Here is a 19,288-nt window from a genome sequence, read left to right as displayed (position 1 = left end):
AATTACTCTTCTTTCGCGCCACGCATTGCACGGCGACGATCGTTTTCAGTCAGGTGACGCTTACGGATACGGATAGAGGTTGGGGTAACTTCTACCAGTTCGTCGTCATCGATGAATTCCAGAGCCTGCTCCAGAGTCATCTTAACCGGCGGAACCAGAACCGTTGCTTCGTCAGTACCAGACGCACGCATGTTGGTCAGTTTCTTACCGGTCAGGCAGTTTACAGTCAGGTCGTTAGAGCGGCTGTGAATACCGATGATCTGGCCTTCGTAAACTTCAGCACCGTGACCCAGGAACAGCTTACCGCGGTCCTGCAGGCTGAACAGTGCGAACGCAACTGCTTTACCCTGGCCGTTGGAGATCAGTACGCCGTTCTGACGCTGACCCACATCACCCGCACGAACGTCGTCGTAGTGGCTGAAGGTGGAGTACAGCAGACCGGTACCGGAAGTCATGGTCATGAATTCTGAACGGAAGCCGATCAGACCACGGCTTGGGATCACGTAGTCAAGACGTACGCGGCCTTTGCCATCTGGATTCATGTTTTTCAGGTCGCCTTTACGCTCACCCAGAGCCTGCATCACAGAACCCTGATGCTGCTCTTCAACGTCCAGCGTTACGTTTTCGAACGGCTCTTGTTTACGGCCGTCGATTTCGCGGAAGATTACTTTCGGACGGGAAACCGCCATTTCGAAACCTTCACGACGCATGTTTTCGATCAGAACAGACAGGTGAAGCTCACCACGACCGGATACACGGAACGCATCCGCATCTTCGGTTTCTTCAACGCGCAGCGCAACGTTGTGCACCAGCTCTTTGTTCAGGCGGTCAAGGATCTGACGAGAGGTAACATATTTACCTTCTTTACCGCAGAACGGAGAGGTGTTTACGCAGAAGAACATGGTAACGGTCGGTTCATCAACGGACAGAGCTGGCAGCGCTTCAACATTCTGCGGGTCGCAGATGGTGTCGGAGATGTTCAGTTCGCCCAGACCGGTGATCGCGATGATATCGCCTGCTTCGGCAATATCACTCTCGATACGTTCCAGACCCAGATGGGTCAGAACTTTACCGACTTTACCGTTACGGGTTTTGCCTTCGCTATCAATGATAGTGATCTGCTGGTTCGGTTTAACTTTACCGCGTTTGATGCGGCCGATACCGATTACGCCAACGTAGTTGTTGTAGTCCAGCTGAGAGATTTGCATCTGCAGCGGGCCATCAAGATCTACATTCGGAGCCGGTACACGATCAACGATAGTCTGATACAGCGGAGTCATGTCTTCAGCCATGTCTTCGTGATCCAGACCCGCGATACCGTTCAGCGCAGAAGCGTAAACGATCGGGAAGTCCAGCTGCTCGTCGGTAGCGTCGAGGTTAACGAACAGGTCAAATACCTGATCAACAACCCAGTCAGGACGCGCACCAGGACGGTCAACTTTGTTGATAACAACAATTGGCTTCAGGCCATGGGCAAAGGCTTTTTTGGTCACGAAGCGCGTCTGCGGCATCGGACCGTCCATTGCATCCACCACCAGCAGCACAGAGTCGACCATGGACATTACACGTTCAACTTCACCACCGAAGTCGGCGTGCCCCGGGGTATCAACGATGTTGATACGGTAGTCATTCCATTTGATAGCGGTGTTTTTAGCGAGGATAGTAATCCCACGCTCTTTCTCCAAATCGTTGGAGTCCATCACGCGCTCTTGGGTTTCAGCACGTGCATCGAACGTACCGGATTGTTGGAGCAGCTTGTCTACCAGGGTCGTTTTACCATGGTCTACGTGCGCGATGATGGCGATGTTACGCAAATTTTCGATCACAACTTTGCCTCAGGCATTTTAGAAATAGCGCGTTATTGTACACGGATTAATCGCAGTACAAAACAGGATCACAAACATCCTCCGCAAACAAGTATTGCAGAGTTTCTTTGTGATCACATTCACGGAGCGTTAAAAGGGGTAATCTGACATGCTTTGCACCAATATGGTGCTTAATGTTCACATTAAAGCACTATAATGGTGCAATACAACCTTCATGGTGCAGCCCCTTTGCACGATGGTGCGCATGATAACGCCTTTTAGGGGCAATTTAAAAGTTGGCACAGATTTCGCTTTATATTTTTTATGGCGACACGGCCAATTTTTGCAGAATTGAAGACTTCGTTACCACGACGACAATGACCAATCCGGGAGAGTAAGTATGTCCGCTGAACACGTTTTGACGATGCTGAACGAGCACGAAGTGAAGTTTGTTGATTTACGCTTCACTGATACCAAAGGCAAAGAACAGCACGTCACTATTCCTGCTCATCAGGTAAATGCCGAATTCTTTGAAGAAGGCAAAATGTTTGACGGCTCCTCAATCGGTGGCTGGAAAGGCATTAACGAATCAGACATGGTTCTGATGCCAGATGCGTCTACTGCTCTCATCGACCCGTTCTTTGAAGAGTCTACCCTGATCATCCGTTGCGATATCCTGGAACCAGGTACGCTGCAGGGCTATGACCGTGACCCGCGCTCCATTGCTAAACGTGCTGAAGAGTATCTGCGTTCTACCGGCATCGCAGACACCGTTCTGTTCGGGCCAGAGCCAGAGTTCTTCCTGTTTGACGACATCCGTTTCGGCGCATCTATTTCCGGTTCCCACGTGGCTATCGATGACATCGAAGGCGCATGGAACTCCTCCACCAAATACGAAGGTGGTAACAAAGGTCATCGTCCTGGCGTGAAAGGCGGTTACTTCCCGGTTCCTCCGGTAGATTCTTCTCAGGATATCCGTTCTACCATGTGTCTGATCATGGAAGAGATGGGCCTGGTTGTTGAAGCGCATCACCACGAAGTGGCGACTGCTGGTCAGAACGAAATCGCGACCCGCTTTAACACCATGACCAAAAAAGCGGACGAAATTCAGATCTACAAATATGTCGTTCACAACGTCGCTCACCGTTTCGGTAAAACCGCAACCTTTATGCCAAAACCAATGTTTGGCGATAACGGTTCCGGCATGCACTGCCACATGTCCCTGTCCAAGAACGGCGTAAACCTGTTCTCCGGTGACAAATATGCAGGTCTGTCTGAGCAGGCGCTGTACTACATCGGTGGCGTAATCAAACACGCTAAAGCGATCAACGCCCTGGCTAACCCGACCACCAACTCCTACAAGCGTCTGGTCCCGGGTTACGAAGCGCCGGTCATGCTGGCTTACTCTGCCCGTAACCGTTCTGCGTCTATCCGTATCCCGGTAGTTGCTTCTCCGAAAGCGCGTCGTATCGAAGTGCGTTTCCCGGACCCGGCTGCTAACCCGTACCTGTGCTTCGCAGCGCTGCTGATGGCTGGTCTTGACGGTATTAAGAACAAGATCCACCCGGGCGAAGCAATGGACAAAAACCTGTACGACCTGCCGCCGGAAGAAGCGAAAGAGATCCCACAGGTTGCTGGTTCTCTGGAAGAAGCACTGAAAGAACTGGATCTGGACCGCGAGTTCCTGACCGCAGGCGGCGTGTTCACTAATGAAGCGATCGATGCGTACATTGCGCTGCGTCGCGAAGAAGATGACCGCGTGCGTATGACTCCGCACCCGGTAGAGTTTGAGCTGTACTACAGCGTTTAATCGTTTGAGTTGCCGTGGAACTTTTAGCCTGCTCAGGCAGGCTTGAGATCGATGGCGAATGATAGGACGCCTGATGGAGCAAACTTATCAGGCCTGGAGGGTAACATTACCTTGTAGGCCGGATAAGGCAAAGCCGCCATCCGGCATCTATGTTTGCCAGTCATCTGTAGCCCATCCCAGGATGGGCTTTTTTCTCCACTAACAACCTGCTTTTTCGCGCTTTTTTGATGTAAAACGCTATAATGCACTAAATTGGTGCAACACTTTTCAGGAGACTGCTGAATGGCAACCGGCACGCTGCCCGATGCTGGGCAGATCCTCAATTCTTTAATCAACAGCATCTTACTGGTCGACGATGAGCTGGCTGTACATTACGCCAACCCGGCGGCGCAACAGCTGCTCGCCCAAAGCTCCCGCAAACTATTTGGTACACCGCTTCCCGATCTGTTGAGTTATTTCTCCTTAAACATCGGACTGATGCGAGAGAGCCTGGAAGCAGGCCAGGGCTTTACGGATAACGAAGTGACGCTGGTGATAGACAGCCACTCACATATCCTCTCTGTGACCGCTCAGAGGCTGCCTGATGGCCTTATCTTGCTGGAGATGGCCCCTATGGATAACCAGCGCCGTCTGAGTCAGGAACAGCTCCAGCACGCCCAGCAGATTGCTGCCCGCGATCTGGTGCGTGGTCTGGCACATGAAATTAAAAACCCGCTGGGTGGATTACGCGGCGCGGCGCAACTTCTCAGCAAAGCACTTCCGGACCCGGCGCTGACCGAATATACCAAAGTCATTATTGAACAGGCGGACCGCCTGCGTAATCTGGTCGACCGTCTGCTGGGGCCACAACAGCCGGGAATGCACATCACGGAAAGTATTCACAAAGTGGCGGAACGCGTGGTGGCGCTGGTCTCGATGGAGCTGCCGGAAAACGTCACGCTAATCCGGGATTACGACCCAAGTCTGCCTGAGTTACTGCACGACCCGGACCAGATTGAGCAGGTTTTGCTGAACATCGTGCGCAATGCTTTGCAGGCGCTGGGACCGGAAGGCGGCGAGATCATTCTGCGTACCCGCACCGCGTTTCAGCTCACGCTACACGGCATGCGTTATCGTCTGGCGGCACGAATTGATGTTGAGGATAACGGTCCGGGTATTCCCTCGCATTTGCAGGACACGCTGTTCTACCCAATGGTCAGCGGTCGCGAAGGTGGTACCGGCCTTGGATTATCTATCGCCCGTAATTTGATTGATCAACATTCCGGCAAAATTGAATTTACCAGTTGGCCGGGTCATACCGAGTTCTCGGTTTACCTGCCTATCAGGAAATAAGGTGACGTTTATGCAACGAGGAATAGTCTGGGTCGTTGATGACGATAGTTCCATCCGTTGGGTGCTTGAACGTGCGCTCGCAGGGGCAGGGCTAAGCTGTACCACATTTGAAAGTGGTAAAGAGGTACTGGACGCGCTGGCCAGCAAAACGCCGGACGTGCTGTTGTCGGATATCCGCATGCCGGGTATGGACGGCCTGACGCTGTTAAAACAGATTAAACAGCGGCATCCGATGCTTCCGGTCATCATAATGACCGCGCACTCCGATCTGGATGCCGCCGTCAGCGCCTATCAGCAAGGGGCGTTTGATTATCTGCCTAAACCTTTTGATATTGATGAAGCCGTGGCGCTGGTCGAGCGCGCCATCAGCCATTATCAGGAACAGCAGCAGCCGCGCAATGTTCAGATTAACGGCCCCACAACCGACATCATCGGCGAAGCGCCGGCAATGCAGGATGTCTTTCGCATTATTGGCCGCCTGTCCCGATCGTCAATCAGCGTATTGATAAACGGAGAGTCAGGGACCGGTAAAGAACTGGTCGCCCATGCGTTGCACCGTCATAGCCCGCGCGTCAAAGCGCCGTTTATCGCGCTGAACATGGCGGCTATTCCGAAAGATTTGATCGAATCTGAGCTGTTTGGTCATGAGAAAGGCGCGTTTACCGGGGCGAATACCATTCGTCAGGGGCGCTTTGAACAGGCAGACGGCGGTACGCTGTTCCTCGATGAAATTGGCGATATGCCGCTGGACGTGCAAACGCGTTTATTGCGCGTATTAGCCGATGGACAGTTTTACCGCGTTGGCGGTTACGCGCCCGTAAAGGTAGATGTACGCATTATCGCCGCCACGCACCAGAATCTTGAACTGCGCGTGCAGGAAGGCAAATTCCGTGAGGACTTATTCCATCGGCTGAACGTCATTCGGGTACATCTGCCACCGCTGCGTGAACGTCGGGAGGATATCCCCCGCCTGGCGCGTCATTTCCTGCAGGAGGCCGCCCGCGAACTGGGGGTGGAAGCCAAACAATTACACCCGGAAACTGAGGCTGCACTCACCCGTCTGGCCTGGCCAGGTAACGTGCGTCAGCTTGAGAACACCTGCCGCTGGTTAACCGTAATGGCCGCCGGGCAGGAAGTACTGATTCAGGACTTACCAACCGAGCTGTTTGAAACCTCCGTGCCAGACGCACCGTCCCATATGCAGCCGGATAGTTGGGCAACGCTATTGGCACAGTGGGCAGATCGGGCATTACGCTCCGGCCATCAAAACTTGCTTTCCGAGGCCCAACCGGAGATGGAGCGCACGCTGTTGACTACCGCGCTCCGTCATACTCAGGGGCATAAACAGGAAGCGGCACGCTTGCTCGGTTGGGGTCGTAATACCTTGACGCGTAAGCTAAAAGAACTCGGAATGGAGTGACATATCGTCACTGTGTAAAGATCAATAATTGAGCGCAAATAGCTGCTATTTTGCGCTTTACTGTTCCGATGAGTTAAGTATGATCGTGCCCGGAAAACGGGGGGGAAGTCATCATGCTGGAATCAATCATTAATCTGCTGTCGAGCGGTGCAGTCGAAAGCCATACGCCACAAACTGCTGTCGCCGCAGTATTGTGCGCAGCGCTTGTTGGGCTTTTCAGCTAGCGGGTTCGCCGGGTGGCGCTTCGCTTACCCGACCTACGTATTGAGATTTTCGTAGGCACGATAAGCGAAGCGCCACCCGGAAAAGCGTTAAATCACCCGAGAGAATTGCTGCATCCGCGCTTTCTGGCGCAGATACGCATCGAAGCACATGCAAATATTACGGATCAGCAGACGGCCCTTCGGCGTGACCTGAATCCCCTTCTCATCGACATCCACCAGCCCATCCTTCGCCAGCGGTGCCAGCAGTTTCAGGTCTTCGGCAAAATAGTCAGCGAAGTTCAGATCCCATTGCTGTTCCACAGCGGCATAGTCGAGGCGGAAGTTGCAGATCAGGAGCTTAATAACATCACGACGAATGCAGTCATCGCGGGTCAGGGCAATTCCGCGCCACAGCGCGTCCCCCTGCTCGTCTACCTGCTGATAATAGCGCTTCAGCTCTTTCTGGTTCTGCGCGTAGTTGTCACCAATCATACTGATGGCTGACACGCCCATTCCCAGCAGATCGGTATCACCCTGGGTGGTATAACCCTGGAAATTACGATGCAGCACACCCTTGCGTTGAGCAATCGCCAGCTCATCATCCGGGCGGGCAAAGTGATCCATACCAATGAACTGATAGCCAGTTTCGGTCAGTGAAGAGATGGTTTCCTGCAGGATATCCAGCTTCTGCTGCGCGCTGGGCAGGTCGGCATCTTTAATTTTGCGCTGAGCGGCAAACAGCGTCGGCAGGTGCGCGTAGTTAAAGACGCTCAGTCGGTCTGGATTCAGCTCAGCAACGCGTTTCAGGGTGAAGGCGAAACTTTCCGGCGTCTGTTTTGGCAAACCATAAATCAGATCGATGTTCGTTGAGGTAAAGCCAATCTCACGCGCATGATTCAGCAGCGCAAAGATAAACTCCTCATCCTGCTCACGGTTCACCAAGCGCTGAACTTCTTTATTGAAGTCCTGCACCCCCATGCTCAGGCGGTTAAAACCTTCAGCGCGTAAATGATCGAGCACATCCAGCTCAATTTCACGCGGATCCACTTCGATCGAAATTTCGGCGTCGTCGTTAAAGTTAAAGTTGCCACGTAGCAGCGACATCAAACGGCTGATTTGCGCTTTATTCAGATACGTTGGCGTGCCGCCGCCCCAGTGCAGTTGACTGACATGACGTCCGGCAAACAGCGGTGCGCGATGAATAATTTCTTGTTCTAAGACATCGAGGTATTGATCGGCTTTATGCTGCTGACGAGTCACGACCTTGTTACAGCCGCAGAAGTAGCACAGCTTGTGGCAGAACGGGATGTGAACGTACAGCGAGAGAGGACGCTCAGGATAACGCGCCACGGCCTTTAGAAATGCCTCAGTGCCGTAGTCTTCAGAAAACTCCAGCGCGGTCGGGTACGAGGTATATCGTGGCCCGGAATAGTTATATTTCTGGATCAGGGCCAGGTCCCAGTCTATTAACTGCTCTGACATGCTCACTCCTTCCGATGGCGTCTCTGGCGGGTACGGCGTACCGACTTAACCCCAGTACGGGTGATAAGTCGGTTGCGCAGCAACTTCTGTCGCCGCGACAACCGCTGTAGTTTAACGAATAACCACACCAGATAACATATAACCGGAAGGGTTATAAGCAGGACGGGAAGACCCACGGTGTAAAACCGTTAGTTGCCGCCTTTCAGCAGGCGCATCATGTCTTCCTGCTTTTCTTCTTCTTCCTCTTCTTCCTCGTCATCGTAAGAAAGACCCAGCTTTTGCATCAGCTCATCGATGCGATCCAGCTTGGCATCAACCCAGGACTGTTCTTCCGCGCTCAGGGTTTCTCCTGCTTCAAGACGCTCCAGCAGCGCATCCAGGCGCTCATCCGTTTCCAGTAAATCCAACTCAGCCTGTGGTGAAAGCATAGGTTTCTCACTCTTCGGTTTGTGCTGTTTGGTGACTTTTTCGGTCACGCCCAATGGAATGGGGGTTTTGCTGCCAATACGAGGATCTTTTTGCTTATTTTGGTTTCCGCCACCAGATGCGCCTTCGCTACCGGACGCACGGCTACCTGCCGCATGACCACGGTGTTTTTTCTGGCGCTTACGGTCGCGAGCTTCCTGGTTAATTTCTTCGTGTGTTTTACGACGCGCTTTTGCAGGACCTTTACCGCGTGGTGTAGAAGTTGGTTTCATCATGATTCGTCTTTGGCTGTTTTTATTCAGTATATAATTGCGCCGGAATCTAGCAGAAATAAAGAAAAAAGGCGACAGAGTAATCTGTCGCCTTTTTTCCTGACTCTCAACCCTTACGGGCTCTACAATCCCTGTTGGCTATCAACACACCCTGTTTTTCCCTTAGCCTGTAACATTCCGTGTTGTTTCCATTTCCTTTTACTAACGTCTCCGGACGTTTGTCTTCCTGACAATCCTGTGTCTTCGCCTCCTGGCGCTCCTGACCCTCATCCTGAGTCATCTATCCTTTCAGCTTCCTCGCTATGGACGCTACTTTACCGTTTTGGTTTAAACGTACAAGTAACCTGGGTAACAATTTCTGATTTTAAGAATAGCGCCCAAATGTAACCATATGATTTATTTTAGTTCTGTCATTTTTTACTCTGTCATCTCGTATAGAAACTGTCGGCAATGTCTCACAAAGCGCGGGGTTTTTACTTACACAGCCCACTCGTCGAAAAACCAGCCTTTTGCTGGGGTTCAGGTATAATCGCTGCAAAGCCCTGATTGATGGAGAGGACTGCTTTGACTAACTTGAATTATCAACAGACGCACTTTGTGATGAGTGCGCCTGATATTCGCCACTTACCTTCCGATACCGGTATCGAAGTGGCTTTTGCTGGCCGTTCCAACGCAGGCAAATCCAGTGCGCTAAATACCCTGACGAATCAAAAAGGTCTGGCGCGTACATCTAAAACGCCGGGTCGTACTCAGCTCATCAACCTGTTTGAAGTCGTTGACGGCAAACGCCTAGTCGATTTGCCAGGATACGGTTATGCCGAAGTTCCGGAAGAGATGAAGCGTAAATGGCAGCGCGCGCTGGCTGAATATCTGGAAAAGCGTCAGAGCCTGCAAGGTCTGGTAGTGCTGATGGATATTCGTCACCCGTTAAAAGATCTCGATCAACAGATGATCCTGTGGGCGGTTGAGAGCAACGTTCAGGTTCTGGTACTGCTGACTAAAGCAGATAAGCTGGCCAGCGGTGCACGCAAAGCGCAGCTGAATATGGTACGTGAAGCCGTACTGGCATTTAACGGTGACGTGCAGGTAGAAGCATTTTCATCGCTGAAAAAACTGGGTGTGGACAAACTGCGGCAAAAACTGGATAGCTGGTTTAGTGAACTGGCACCGGTTGAAGAGGAGCAGGACGGGGAATAACCCACCGATATGCCGGATGGCGCCGCTGCGCGTCTTATCCGGCCTACAGCATGTGCAAAACTTTTCTTTCGCACAATAAAAAACGCCCCAGTCATTACTGACTGGGGCGGCTAAAATATTCAGCCAAATCCGATTACGTGAAGTAAAAGGTCTGAAAGATAGAACATCTTACCTCTGTACCCTACGAGAATAACTTTACTCTTTTTTGAGCAGCTCAGAAAGCACTTTTTGTAATTTTTTTTCATTCCTTACATAGGGAATTCTAATGGACATCACAAAAAGCTCTCTCTTATGTTGCTTAGTTACGAAAAAGGGGCGTTATTAAGTAAACCCTTAGTGCGCCTGATCCCAGTTTTCACCACTCCCGACTTCCACCAGCAACGGCACGTCAATCTGGGTCTCGTTTTCCATCAGTTGGTGGATCTTTTTAGAGACGCTTTCCAGATCATCTTTGTGCACTTCAAACACCAGTTCATCGTGTACCTGCATGATCATGCGCACGCGCGGTTGCTCGGTTTGCAGCCATCCATCCACAGCAATCATGGCTCGCTTGATAATATCTGCGGCAGTTCCCTGCATCGGGGCGTTAATGGCCGCACGTTCAGCACCAGCGCGACGAGCACCATTACTGGATTTAATATCCGGTAAATAGAGACGGCGACCTTCCAGCGTTTCTACATAGCCTTGCTCTTTCGCCTGCGCGCGGGTACGTTCCATGTATTCCAACACACCTGGGTAGCGTTCAAAGTAGAGATCCATGTACTTCTGTGCTTCTTTGCGCGGAATATTCAACTGGCGCGCCAAACCAAAGGCGCTCATCCCGTAGATCAAACCGAAGTTGATGGCTTTCGCGCTGCGGCGTTGTTCGCTGGTCACGGAATCAAGCGGTAAACCAAAGACTTCAGCCGCCGTTGCGCGGTGAATGTCTTTCCCTTCGGCAAACGCGGTAAGCAGACCTTTATCACGTGAAAGGTGCGCCATGATACGCAGTTCAATCTGTGAGTAGTCCGCAGAGACAATCACGTAGTCTTCTGGCGCAATGAACGCCTGACGAATACGACGACCTTCGTCATTCCGTACCGGGATGTTTTGCAGGTTTGGATCCGTTGAAGACAAGCGCCCGGTGGCGGTAACCGCCTGATGGTAGGAGGTGTGCACGCGTCCGGTTTTCTTGTTAATCATCAACGGAAGCTTATCCGTATAGGTCGACTTCAGTTTTGCTAAACCACGATATTCCAGGATCACTTTCGGCAATGGGTAATCCAGCGCGAGCTCTTCCAGTACCTCTTCCGACGTTGATGGCGCGCCGCCTGGGGTTTTCTTCAACGGCTTAATACCCTGCTTTTCAAACAGGATAGTTTGCAGTTGCTTAGTGGAAGAGAGGTTAAACGCTTCTCCGGCGATCTCGTGCGCTTTTTGCTCCAGCTCATTCAAACGCAGCGTCAGCTCTTCTGAATGCTTGTGCAGAACAGCCGGATCGATTTTCACACCGTTGCGCTCAACGCGAGACAAAACCGGCACCAGCGGCATATCGATATTTTCAAAGACGTTCAACGGCCCTTTATGCTGTTGCAATTCTGGCCACATCTTCAGATGCAGCTGTAACGTAACGTCGGCGTCTTCCGCAGCGTAACGACCAGCCTCTTCCAGTGCTATCTGGTTAAAGGTCAGCTGGTTTTTGCCTTTTCCAGCAATCTCTTCAAAGGTGATGGTCTTATGTTTCAGCCAGCGGTCCGACAGGCTGTCCATATCGTGTCGTCCAGCGACGCTGTTAAGAATGTAGGATTCGAGCATGGTGTCAAAAGTGATGCCGCGCAGCTCGATGCCATAGTTCGCCAGGATGCCGCGATCGTACTTCAGGTTTTGCCCGACTTTGTGCGCGTTCTCATCTTCCAGCAGCGGCTTTAGCAGCTCCAGCGCGCGGTCGCGCGCGATCTGGTCAGGGGCATCCAGGTAATCGTGGGCAACAGGAACATACGCCGCCACACCCGGTTCAATGGCAAAAGACAGGCCAACCAGATTCGCGGAAATGTTGTCCAGGCTGTCAGTTTCAGTATCGAAGGCAAAGACAGGTGCTTTTTTCAGCTTAGCGATCCACGCTTCCAGCGTCGCTTCGTCCAGAATCGTCACATAGTTATCGTACGAAAGAACCGTGGCCGGCTCCTCAGGCGTTTCATCGACGACAATAGTTTCTTGCGGTTTTGCCGCCGGCTTCGTCCCTTTAGCCTGTAGCCATTTACCCGCTTCAACGTCGGTAACCCAACGTTTAAATTCATACTGTTTAAACAGGCCAAGCAGTTCTTCTGCAGCGGGCTGACGCACTTCAAGCTGCTCACAGGTCAATTCCAGCTCAACATCCGTTTTGATGGTAGCCAATTGATAAGAGAGGTACGCCACCTCTTTGTTCTGCTCAAGTTTGCCCGCCATGGTTTTCGCACCACGGAAGGTCAGCCCCGCTATTTTGTCTGATTCGGCATAGAGGGTATCCAGCCCACCCAGCCCCTGCAGCAGTGCCTGAGCGGTTTTTTCGCCTACGCCTGGAACGCCAGGAATGTTATCTGAGGAATCCCCCATCAGCGCCAGGAAATCGATGATCAGTTCCGGCGGGACGCCGTACTTATTCACAACTTCATCCGGGCCGAGGATCGTATTGGTCATGGTGTTGATAAGGGTGATATTCGGCGTCACTAACTGAGCCATATCTTTATCACCGGTGCTAATCAGCACCGGGCGACCGATCTTCTCTGCTTCCCGCGCCAGCGTACCGATAACATCGTCCGCCTCCACGCCAGAAACAGCCAACAGTGGCAGCCCCATCGCCTTTACCATCGCATGCAGAGGTTCAATCTGCGCACGCAGATCGTCCGGCATCGGTGGGCGGTGAGACTTATAATGTTCGAATAATTCATCACGGAAGGTTTTACCCTTGGCGTCGAATACCACCGCTGCATGGGTTGGTTGATATTGCAGAATCAAGCTACGCAGCATGTTGAGGACACCGTACATCGCGCCCGTAGGTTCTCCTGCGCTGTTAGTCAGCGGTGGGAACGCGTGGTATGCGCGATACAGGTAAGATGAGCCATCTACAAGGATAAGTGGGTTTTCTGGGATCTGAACCATAATGTCCGTGCCTGTTTATCAGATTATGGGTAAAGGATGCCACAGACAGGATGAAAACATGAGTTTTTCGCCGCATTTGTCGAAAAACTTTTGCAGATCTTCTGCTTTGCTCGCAAAGACAGCTGTGGATAACTTTGTGAATAAATAATTTTCAGCTCTTTAAATATAGCAAGGCAATTAATGCTCCATTATATTTATACAATAATTTCAATTGGTTAAATAAACTCACGGCATTTTATTCCATTTTTACAGCTTATATCCTGATGTGGATAGATATTCTCTTTTTTTCTATTCAGGGAAGATCCATCATTTGGTTCGTTTTCTGATAAAATCAGCCCCTTGCGCCTCTTTCGCGCACTGTCTATGGCTAACCTTTTGAATAATTTAATTATGACGAGAATACTCGCTGCGATAACGCTGTTGCTGAGTATCGTGTTGACCATATTGGTCACGATTTTTTGTTCTGTGCCGATCATCCTTGCCGGGGTTGTGAAACTCCTTTTGCCCATTCCTGTCGTCTGGCGCAAGGTTTCCGTCTTCTGTAATTTCATGATGTACTGCTGGTGTGAAGGTCTGGCGCTACTGCTGCACCTTAATCCGCGGCTGAAGTGGGATGTTGAAGGGCTGGAAGGTCTTAGCAAGAAAAACTGGTATCTGCTCATTTGTAATCATTACAGCTGGGCCGATATCGTTGTGCTTTGCGTTCTGTTCCGTAAGCACATCCCGATGAATAAATATTTCCTCAAGCAGCAGTTGGCCTGGGTGCCCTTTATTGGCCTGGCCTGCTGGGCGCTGGATATGCCGTTTATGAAACGCTATTCACGTGGCTATCTGCTTCGCCATCCGGAACGCCGTGGTAAAGATGTCGAAACAACGCGTCGTTCCTGCGAGAAGTTTCGCGTACACCCGACAACCATTGTGAATTTTGTCGAAGGTTCACGCTTTACCAAAGATAAACGTGAGCAAACCCGCTCTCCTTATCAAAACCTGCTCCCTCCTAAAGCGGCAGGTATTGCAATGGCATTGAACGTACTGGGGTCACAGTTCGATAAAATGTTGAACGTCACGTTGTGCTATCCGGAAAACAGTAGCCGACCGTTCTACGATATGCTGAGCGGTAAGCTAACGCGGATTGTCGTGCGGGTGAATCTGGAGCCAATCCATGAAGAGTTACACGGTGATTACGTGAACGATAAGGCATTCAAGCGCCGCTTTCAGCTGTGGTTGAATACGCTGTGGAGTGAGAAAGACGCGCAGCTCGACGCGATTAAAGCCTCAAAATAAAAAAGCCGGTCAGTGACCGGCTTTTGCTTTTACTTCTGACCGACCAGGTATTTCACGGTATCCGCATACTGTTGTACAAAGATATCCATGCTGCTGGTATCCATGCCTTGCGGATTTACCTGATATTTACCATTCACGAACATCGCCGGAACGCCCTGCAGCTGTAAATCAGCCGCTGCTTTTTCCTGCTGTGCCACGAGAGATTTCACTACGAAGCTGTTCCATGCCGCATCATAGTCTTCGCCTTTAATACCCGCATCGACAAACACTTTACGGATATCAGCAACAGACTGAACGGTCTGGGTTTTCTGAACCCCTTCAAACAGAGGAACAGTGACCTGATCTTCAACGCCCAGCGCCATTGCAACCGCCCATGCCTGCGTCAGGTCTTTGCCCAAAGGCCCGAGAAACTCGACGTGGTATTTGGTCATCTTGGTGCCTTCTGGCAGTTTTTTCTTCACGTTATCAGATACATGAAGCACTTCTTCAAACTGATAGCAGTGCGGGCAGTAGAAGGAGAAGAACTCCAACACTTGCGGTTCACCCGCAACAGGCTTCTCCAGGGTGATATATTGTTTACCATCCTGGAACTGCGCTGCAGATGCGCTAAAAGCTAAGACCATACCAGCCAGCGCCAGCCATATTTTTTTCATGTTCAAGTTTCTCCGATTAATACATTGGCGTTAATTGTAAGGGGGGCTCTTGCAGAATTTTTGCCTGCTCAATAAAGGTTGCGGTCTGACGATGCCAGTAATCTTCCCCGGTTAACCACGGGAAGTTTTTTGGGAACGCAGGGTCAGCCCAACGTCGAATCAGCCAGGCAAGATAATAAACTAAACGCATAGCGCGTAAAGGCTCTATCAGTCCGATTTCAGAGATGTCGAACTCACTAAACTCTTCATAAGCCTCGATAATGGTTTCTAGCTGCATGCGTTGTTCAGCTTTATCACCATTGAGGAGCATCCATAAATCCTGAATAACCGGACCATTGCGGGCATCATCTAAATCGACAAACATCGGGCCATCGCGCCACAGAATATTACCGGCATGACAATCACCGTGCAGGCGTAACGTGGTAAAACGCGTATGCCAGCGTTCGGTAACAATCGCGATAAGCGCATCCGTTGCCTTCAGGAAAGCCGCTTTTTGCCCTGATGGGATAAGCTGTGCGTGTTCAAAAACTTTACGCGGCTCAGCCAGGTACTCTTCAAGGCCAATCGTTGGGCGGAAGGCAAAAGTACGCTTGCATCCGGTCTGGTGCATACGCCCGAGATAGCGCCCCACCGCCTCCATCTGATCGATGTTGTCGGCTTCAAACTGGCGTCCACCGACGCTGGGGAAGATCGCATAATGGAAACCCTGATGGCTTAACAGCGTTTGGCCGTTCAGTACCAACGGCGCAGCTACCGGAACTTCATCGCTTACCAGTTCCAGAGCAAACTGGTGCTCTTCCTGGATCTGATCGACAGACCAACGTTCAGGGCGATAAAACTTAACGACAAAGCGTCGACGGTCTTCGTCCTGGAATTGATAGACACGGTTTTCATAGCTGTTAAGCGGGGTAAGCCCGGAATCCACCCGGATCCCCTGCTCAAACAGTGCATCCATGATGGTATCCGGGTGTAGCGTCTGGAAATTAAAAGCGTTGTCGTTCATCCCATCATCCGGAAAATACTACGAATGATTCAGGATATCATTTCGCAGCGCTTTCGGTGGCGGCGATTACAAGCTTTTACTCTTTAATTACACCACGAGCGCGGAGTAGTGCAGTTTTAAAATCTTCTTCATAATCTTTCTGAATACCTGGAATGACAGCATCCTTCGCTGAGTCTCGCATTTTCAGGTGATAGATCAGAATGTCATCAGTTAAATCCGCCAGTTCGCCGTCAAAACCTGACTCTTGCGCCAGTTTCTGCAAAAATTGCATCAGGTTAAGATCGGGTTCCTTCTGCCAGGCTGGCTGGAGGAGTTCAATAACTTCATTCAGACGTTTACATTTCATGGTTGTGCTCCTTAGGCTCAATACAGATACGTTAGCAGGGTCAATCCCACATTAAAAGAGGCGATATCAGTGATTCTGGATAGTGCAATAACAGGGGTTGTGCTGGCTGGCGGTAAGGCCAGACGGATGGGTGGAACCGATAAAGGTCTGCTTGAACTGGACGGTAAACCTCTTTGGCGGCATGTGGCCGACATTCTCGCTTTGCAGGTCGAAACCGTGGTGGTTAATGCCAATCGCCACCGGGATATATACCAGCAAAGCGGCCTGAAAGTTATTCCCGATTCCTTGGCCGATTTCCCTGGCCCACTGGCCGGGATGCTATCGGTATTCCTGCAGCAAACGGGGGAGTGGTTTCTGTTTTGCCCGTGCGATATGCCCTATATTCCTCACGATCTGGTCGCTCGTCTAAAAGAGCAACGTAAAGATGCACCCGTTGTCTGGGTGCATGATGGGGAAAGAGATCACCCAACCATTGCGCTGATGCACCGCTCTATGCAGCCTTTGCTGCAGGATTACCTTCAGTCCGGTGAACGACGTGTCATGGTCTTTATGCGTCTGGCTGGCGGTCATGCTGTCGATTTCAGCGATCATAAAGATGCGTTCGTAAACGTGAACACCCCCGAAGAGCTCGCAAAATGGCAGGAAAAATCATGATCCCATTACTCGCCATTGCGGCATGGAGCGGCACGGGAAAAACCACGCTGCTCAAAAAGTTGATCCCGGAACTACGTGCCAGAGGTATACGTCCCGGATTGATTAAGCATACCCATCACAATATGGATGTCGACAAGCCCGGTAAAGATAGCTATGAACTGCGCAAAGCCGGTGCAGCACAAACGCTGGTCGCCAGCCAGCAACGTTGGGCATTAATGGTAGAAACACCGGAAGAGCCCGAACTGGATTTAGCATATCTGGTAAGCCGGATGGATGCAGCGACGTTGGATCTAGTGCTGGTTGAAGGGTTTAAGCATGAACCTGTCGCTAAGATCGTGCTTTTTCGCGACGGTTGCGGGCATAGTCCTGAAGAATTGGCGATAGACGAATATGTTATCGCGGTTGCCAGTGATGTTCCGCTGGCGGTGGATGTTCCATTGTTAGATATCAACGATATACAGCAACTTGCTGATTTTGTTACGCAATGGATAAGATGGTAACCGTGGTGTTGTGATGAGCCTGATGCGCTGCGCTTATCAGGCCTACAAAATACGTTCAGCCCGGCCCCTGCAGGCCGGATAAGGCGGCACGCCGCATCCGGCGGTTTTCATCCCGCGCAGACGCAAAAAAGCCCATCCGGCAGGATGGGCTTCTTCACTTTAATTAATGCCTGGCAGTTCCCTACTCTCGCATGGGGAGACCCCACACTACCATCGGCGCTACGGCGTTTCACTTCTGAGTTCGGCATGGGGTCAGGTGGGACCACCGCGCTACAGCCGCCAGGCAAATTCTGTTTATCAACACGCTTTTGCATGTCAATCTAATCTGTAATCAGGCTGAATATTGTCTCTGTCTTTCGCCAAAACATCTTCGGCGTTGTAAGGTTAAGCCTCACGGTTCATTAGTATCGGTTAGCTCAATGTATCGCTACACTTACACACCCGACCTATCAACGTCATCGTCTTTAACGTTCCTTCAGGACTCTCAAGGAGTCAGGGAGAACTCATCTCGGGGCAAGTTTCGTGCTTAGATGCTTTCAGCACTTATCTCTTCCGCATTTAGCTACCGGGCAATGCCATTGGCATGACAACCCGAACACCAGTGATGCGTCCACTCCGGTCCTCTCGTACTAGGAGCAGCCCCCCTCAATTCTCCAGCGCCCACGGCAGATAGGGACCGAACTGTCTCACGACGTTCTAAACCCAGCTCGCGTACCACTTTAAATGGCGAACAGCCATACCCTTGGGACCTACTTCAGCCCCAGGATGTGATGAGCCGACATCGAGGTGCCAAACACCGCCGTCGATATGAACTCTTGGGCGGTATCAGCCTGTTATCCCCGGAGTACCTTTTATCCGTTGAGCGATGGCCCTTCCATTCAGAACCACCGGATCACTAAGACCTGCTTTCGCACCTGCTCGAGCCGTCACTCTCGCAGTCAAGCTAGCTTATGCCTTTGCACTAACCTCCTGATGTCCGACCAGGATTAGCTAACCTTCGTGCTCCTCCGTTACTCTTTAGGAGGAGACCGCCCCAGTCAAACTACCCACCAGACACTGTCCGCAACCCGGATTACGGGTCTACGTTAGAACACCAGCCATTAAAGGGTGGTATTTCAAGGATGGCTCCATGCAGACTGGCGTCCACACTTCAAAGCCTCCCACCTATCCTACACATCAAGGACCAGTGTTCAGTGTCAAGCTATAGTAAAGGTTCACGGGGTCTTTCCGTCTTGCCGCGGGTACACTGCATCTTCACAGCGAGTTCAATTTCACTGAGTCTCGGGTGGAGACAGCCTGGCCATCATTACGCCATTCGTGCAGGTCGGAACTTACCCGACAAGGAATTTCGCTACCTTAGGACCGTTATAGTTACGGCCGCCGTTTACCGGGGCTTCGATCAAGAGCTTCTCCTTACGGATAACCCCATCAATTAACCTTCCGGCACCGGGCAGGCGTCACACCGTATACGTCCACTTTCGTGTTTGCACAGTGCTGTGTTTTTAATAAACAGTTGCAGCCAGCTGGTATCTTCGACTGATTTCAGCTCCATGGGTAAACCACTTCACCTACATATCAGCGTGCCTTCTCCCGAAGTTACGGCACCATTTTGCCTAGTTCCTTCACCCGAGTTCTCTCAAGCGCCTTGGTATTCTCTACCTGACCACCTGTGTCGGTTTGGGGTACGATTTCGTGTTACCTGATGCTTAGAGGCTTTTCCTGGAAGCAGGGCATTTGTTACTTCAGCACCGTAGTGCCTCGTCATCACACCTCAGCGTTAA

Annotated in this window: 17 protein-coding genes, 2 rRNA genes and 1 pseudogene; 8 read left to right on the top strand and 12 right to left on the bottom strand. The window is 51.2% G+C overall.

Annotated features, from left to right (window positions below; genetic code table 11):
- Positions 1-2 precede the first annotated feature (2 nt).
- Positions 3-1,826, bottom strand: a complete 1,824-nt coding sequence (gene typA, locus OGX92_RS08935) for a ribosome-dependent GTPase TypA (RefSeq protein WP_003028641.1) — start codon at positions 1,824-1,826, stop codon at positions 3-5.
- Between the two features lie 379 nt (positions 1,827-2,205).
- On the opposite strand from typA, the gene glnA reads away from it, so the two are divergent.
- The 4 genes from glnA to OGX92_RS08915 all read left to right on the top strand — a co-directional run bounded on the left by glnA (position 2,206) and on the right by OGX92_RS08915 (position 6,591).
- Positions 2,206-3,615, top strand: coding sequence for a glutamate--ammonia ligase (glnA, locus tag OGX92_RS08930; RefSeq protein ID WP_003825314.1), 1,410 nt, complete (start codon positions 2,206-2,208; stop codon positions 3,613-3,615).
- A gap of 282 nt (positions 3,616-3,897) precedes the next feature.
- The gene (glnL, locus tag OGX92_RS08925) at positions 3,898-4,947 is read left to right on the top strand and encodes a nitrogen regulation protein NR(II) (RefSeq protein WP_008786986.1); all 1,050 of its coding nucleotides are present in this window, start codon (positions 3,898-3,900) and stop codon (positions 4,945-4,947) included.
- Between the two features lie 10 nt (positions 4,948-4,957).
- Positions 4,958-6,367, top strand: a complete 1,410-nt coding sequence (gene glnG / locus OGX92_RS08920; RefSeq protein WP_003825317.1) for a nitrogen regulation protein NR(I) — start codon at positions 4,958-4,960, stop codon at positions 6,365-6,367.
- 113 nt (positions 6,368-6,480) lie between these two features.
- On the top strand, positions 6,481-6,591 hold the full coding sequence (locus OGX92_RS08915) for a YshB family small membrane protein (protein WP_020996121.1): 111 nt from the start codon (positions 6,481-6,483) through the stop codon (positions 6,589-6,591).
- 87 nt (positions 6,592-6,678) lie between these two features.
- On the opposite strand, the gene hemN is transcribed toward OGX92_RS08915, so the two are convergent.
- From hemN to OGX92_RS08900, 3 genes are all read right to left on the bottom strand, one after another.
- On the bottom strand, positions 6,679-8,052 hold the full coding sequence (gene hemN, locus OGX92_RS08910; protein WP_032950661.1) for an oxygen-independent coproporphyrinogen III oxidase: 1,374 nt from the start codon (positions 8,050-8,052) through the stop codon (positions 6,679-6,681).
- Positions 8,053-8,240: 188 nt separating this feature from the next.
- Positions 8,241-8,750, bottom strand: a complete 510-nt coding sequence (yihI, locus tag OGX92_RS08905; protein WP_286586464.1) for a Der GTPase-activating protein YihI — start codon at positions 8,748-8,750, stop codon at positions 8,241-8,243.
- Between the two features lie 106 nt (positions 8,751-8,856).
- Positions 8,857-9,030, bottom strand: coding sequence for a hypothetical protein (locus OGX92_RS08900; RefSeq protein ID WP_122973887.1), 174 nt, complete (start codon positions 9,028-9,030; stop codon positions 8,857-8,859).
- Between the two features lie 284 nt (positions 9,031-9,314).
- On the opposite strand from OGX92_RS08900, the gene yihA reads away from it, so the two are divergent.
- Entirely contained in the window at positions 9,315-9,947 is a 633-nt protein-coding gene (yihA, locus tag OGX92_RS08895) for a ribosome biogenesis GTP-binding protein YihA/YsxC (RefSeq protein ID WP_063941722.1), read from the top strand.
- A gap of 119 nt (positions 9,948-10,066) precedes the next feature.
- On the opposite strand, the gene spfP is transcribed toward yihA, so the two are convergent.
- The 3 genes from spfP to OGX92_RS23570 all read right to left on the bottom strand — a co-directional run bounded on the left by spfP (position 10,067) and on the right by OGX92_RS23570 (position 13,618).
- Positions 10,067-10,114, bottom strand: a complete 48-nt coding sequence (gene spfP, locus OGX92_RS23575; RefSeq protein WP_071892919.1) for a small protein SpfP — start codon at positions 10,112-10,114, stop codon at positions 10,067-10,069.
- Positions 10,115-10,280: 166 nt separating this feature from the next.
- Positions 10,281-13,067, bottom strand: a complete 2,787-nt coding sequence (gene polA / locus OGX92_RS08890; protein ID WP_164563275.1) for a DNA polymerase I — start codon at positions 13,065-13,067, stop codon at positions 10,281-10,283.
- A gap of 215 nt (positions 13,068-13,282) precedes the next feature.
- A complete protein-coding gene (locus OGX92_RS23570) occupies positions 13,283-13,618 on the bottom strand; it encodes a hypothetical protein (protein WP_230320052.1) in 336 nt (111 codons plus the stop codon).
- Here OGX92_RS23570 and yihG point away from each other — a divergent pair.
- Positions 13,500-14,367, top strand: a pseudogene (yihG, locus tag OGX92_RS08885) (1-acylglycerol-3-phosphate O-acyltransferase, YihG family). The gene OGX92_RS23570 and the pseudogene yihG overlap by 119 nt on opposite strands.
- A 13-nt stretch (positions 14,368-14,380) precedes the next feature.
- On the opposite strand, the gene dsbA reads toward yihG, so the two are convergent.
- The 3 genes from dsbA to OGX92_RS08870 all read right to left on the bottom strand — a co-directional run bounded on the left by dsbA (position 14,381) and on the right by OGX92_RS08870 (position 16,353).
- A complete protein-coding gene (dsbA, locus tag OGX92_RS08880) occupies positions 14,381-15,004 on the bottom strand; it encodes a thiol:disulfide interchange protein DsbA (protein WP_003028621.1) in 624 nt (207 codons plus the stop codon).
- A 16-nt stretch (positions 15,005-15,020) separates the two neighbouring features.
- Complete coding sequence (locus OGX92_RS08875) at positions 15,021-16,007, bottom strand: serine/threonine protein kinase (protein ID WP_286586448.1); 987 nt, start codon at positions 16,005-16,007, stop codon at positions 15,021-15,023.
- 76 nt (positions 16,008-16,083) lie between these two features.
- Entirely contained in the window at positions 16,084-16,353 is a 270-nt protein-coding gene (locus OGX92_RS08870) for a YihD family protein (RefSeq protein ID WP_003028616.1), read from the bottom strand.
- Positions 16,354-16,422: 69 nt separating this feature from the next.
- Here OGX92_RS08870 and mobA point away from each other — a divergent pair, with 69 nt between their 5' ends.
- Positions 16,423-17,007, top strand: a complete 585-nt coding sequence (gene mobA / locus OGX92_RS08865) for a molybdenum cofactor guanylyltransferase MobA (protein WP_003825335.1) — start codon at positions 16,423-16,425, stop codon at positions 17,005-17,007.
- Positions 16,989-17,507, top strand: coding sequence for a molybdopterin-guanine dinucleotide biosynthesis protein MobB (gene mobB, locus OGX92_RS08860; RefSeq protein WP_103015350.1), 519 nt, complete (start codon positions 16,989-16,991; stop codon positions 17,505-17,507). Before mobA ends, mobB begins: the two co-directional genes overlap by 19 nt.
- 168 nt (positions 17,508-17,675) lie before the next feature.
- On the opposite strand, the gene rrf is transcribed toward mobB, so the two are convergent.
- Positions 17,676-17,791, bottom strand: a 5S ribosomal RNA gene (gene rrf, locus OGX92_RS08855).
- A 96-nt stretch (positions 17,792-17,887) separates the two neighbouring features.
- Positions 17,888-19,288 (bottom strand): 23S ribosomal RNA (locus OGX92_RS08850); the annotation flags it as partial.

Source organism: Citrobacter sp. Cpo089 (assembly GCF_030332695.1).
GTDB classification, from domain to species: Bacteria; Pseudomonadota; Gammaproteobacteria; order Enterobacterales; family Enterobacteriaceae; genus Citrobacter; species Citrobacter portucalensis.
Note: the sequence above shows the minus strand (reverse complement) of the source record. Positions and strands in the feature narration are given on the sequence as shown.